The sequence below is a fragment of the Atribacteraceae bacterium genome, assembly GCA_035477455.1.
In the GTDB taxonomy this organism is placed as follows: Bacteria; Atribacterota; Atribacteria; order Atribacterales; family Atribacteraceae; genus DATIKP01.
This window is the reverse complement of sequence record DATIKP010000005.1, coordinates 1-2,134: the sequence shown is the minus strand read 5'-3', so window position 1 is coordinate 2,134 and position 2,134 is coordinate 1. Positions and strand designations below refer to the sequence as shown.

The window sequence follows — 2,134 nt, the reverse complement described above, 5'->3', positions numbered from 1 at the left end:
CACGAGACCGGAATTCCGGATCACTTCGGTGGAACCGGAGATCCCGCCGGAGGAAGAGGAACATTCCGAGTGTGAAAAAGAGAGCGATAGCCGGGAAGAGGACGATGAAGAGGACGATGAAGAGGACGATGAATAGGCGTTTCCCCCCCCCGCCCATGACAATCGCCGTTTTTTCCGATATCCACGGTAATGCCCCCGCCCGGGAGGCGGTCCTGTCGGACATCGCCTCATGTGGAGTGGAGCACCTGGTCTGCCTGGGGGATCTGGTCGGCTACGCCCCCTTTCCCAATAATGGGGGGAGTTAATAGTTCCTGATCCCAAACATAAACAAAATAGCCTTAATAACTTGGCAGACTCACAAGTTCGCACAAGTTACCGGCGAAGGAGGGCCGCCGGAGCTTGCGCCTTCAGAAGACTACAGGGAGGAGGAGGGGGCGGCCAATGTGCAGGGACATTTTTGTTCGCAAGGTCCAGCCCGGTGATGATGCGGCAGTCTGGCGAGTTGCGAAAACACTGAGCATACTGGAGCGGTACTATTTTTACTATCTGACTTATAAACCGCATCGAACCGATGCTCTGGTTGCTGTTGATAAAGAGAAGGTTATCGGCTGCGTTATCCCGAAAGTTGCCACCCTCGGCGGAGAAAAAGTAGGGATTGTGGGTGGGATTTTCGTTGATCGTGCTGTTCAAAGAAAAGGGGTGGGTAAAATATTGGTGGATGCCGCCCTGTCTCGTTTTCGGGAAGAAGGATGCCAAACATACTATGTCCTTGTGAACCGTTACAACTCCGGCTCATGGAATATGTTCCTGCACTATGGTTTCACACCGTTTGAATTCAATGAGCAGTTTAAAGATTTTGGTTGGCGGATGCTTCAGTTGTGGTTGGTTAACGGCTACCTTTGGGAGCCGGGAACTTTTATATTGAGACATACAGGCACAAAGAACCAGATACCGCGCGAGGCCGCAGAGGGATGGCATCTACTTCTGGCTTGGTTCGTCTTCAGTTTCGGTATTCTGGCCATGCAGATCGTGTTTGGCGATCCATCACCCGAGGCCATTCCGCTTATTTTGGGTGTTGCGGGAACCAGCATACTGGCCCATGAACTATCCCACAAGCTCGCTGCCGGTTTCTTTCGCCTTAAAACCGTGTTTAAAGTCTGGGAATCGGGATTGGCCTTAGGCGCTTTATTGTCTTTTCTGGGCGTTGGTTTTTTTCAATATTTTTATGGTTCGACGTTTATTCAACAAAGAGATTGGCCGTATAACAAGCGAATTAGCCTGATGGGTTTGATCTACAGTGTTGGTCCGGTTATCAGCCTGGCATTGGCTTCCTGCTTCCTGGGTTTAACCCATTGGGCAAATACCGAATGGCTTGCAACAGTGGGAATATTCGGGGCCCGGATAAACGTCAACCTGGCTTTGTTCAACCTGCTGCCGATTTTTCCATTTGATGGATTTGACGGCCGGAAGATATTTCTTTGGAATAAGCTGGTCTGGTCAATGTTGGTTGTATGGCTGGTCCTGTTACTTGGTGTAGTAAGATTTTCATAACCAAGTAGCGACGGTAATTTCTCCCCCCAATGTTAGGGGAGGTTAGTAGTTATGAGTTGCGTAACCAGGGGTTGCTCAGCAGTATCGGAAATCGATAACATCCGCCAGTTCACGACCAAGCACGCGCTTGCCGGAGTGGTCGCACTGATGTGCAAAGGGGAAAAGGGAAAGGGAATGAAGAATACCAAGATCGTTGAAGCCTTTCGTCAGAAGCTCACCATTCTCGGCGGGCGACAGCTGTATGGCGTTCTGGGCACCTACAGCCAGTTCGACGGTTTCGCCAAGAAACTGCACCAGGCCAAGGCCGCCGCCGGCGATCTTTTTCCCAAACCCGTCAATGTAAACCGGGGCATCCTGGATACTGTCCCGGACGACGAGTTTAAGCAACTCGCGGAAAACGAAACCAGGCGGCCCGAACCCACCGCGGCCCATGTGGCCAGGGCATTCGAACGGGTTCCTGCGCGGAAAAACTCACCAGCCAGCCTGTGCCGGGCGTAGCACGGCACAGGCTGGTGACTACGCGCTACCCAACAACCTGATAGCCGAAAACCACCTGTGGGAGATTAGGGAATGAAGCGCAAAG

3 protein-coding genes are annotated in these 2,134 nt (G+C 52.0%); all 3 read left to right on the top strand.

What is annotated here, in order from left to right:
• Window positions 1-128: 128 nt before the first annotated feature.
• The 3 genes from VLH40_00235 to VLH40_00225 all read left to right on the top strand — a co-directional run bounded on the left by VLH40_00235 (window position 129) and on the right by VLH40_00225 (window position 2,049).
• Complete coding sequence (locus VLH40_00235; GenBank protein ID HSV30439.1) at window positions 129-305, top strand: metallophosphoesterase family protein; 177 nt, start codon at window positions 129-131, stop codon at window positions 303-305.
• A gap of 136 nt (window positions 306-441) precedes the next feature.
• A complete protein-coding gene (locus VLH40_00230) occupies window positions 442-1,551 on the top strand; it encodes a GNAT family N-acetyltransferase (protein HSV30438.1) in 1,110 nt (369 codons plus the stop codon).
• A 51-nt stretch (window positions 1,552-1,602) separates the two neighbouring features.
• On the top strand, window positions 1,603-2,049 hold the full coding sequence (locus tag VLH40_00225) for a hypothetical protein (protein ID HSV30437.1): 447 nt from the start codon (window positions 1,603-1,605) through the stop codon (window positions 2,047-2,049).
• Window positions 2,050-2,134: the final 85 nt, after the last annotated feature.

Bases quoted from the DNA above. Each gene is read 5' to 3' on its own strand.
- VLH40_00230 (HSV30438.1), top strand. From the start codon at position 442: ATGTGCAGGGACATTTTTGTTCGCAAGGTCCAGCCCGGTGATGATGCG.
- VLH40_00225 (HSV30437.1), top strand. From the start codon at position 1,603: ATGAGTTGCGTAACCAGGGGTTGCTCAGCAGTATCGGAAATCGATAAC.
- VLH40_00235 (HSV30439.1), top strand. From the start codon at position 129: ATGAATAGGCGTTTCCCCCCCCCGCCCATGACAATCGCCGTTTTTTCC.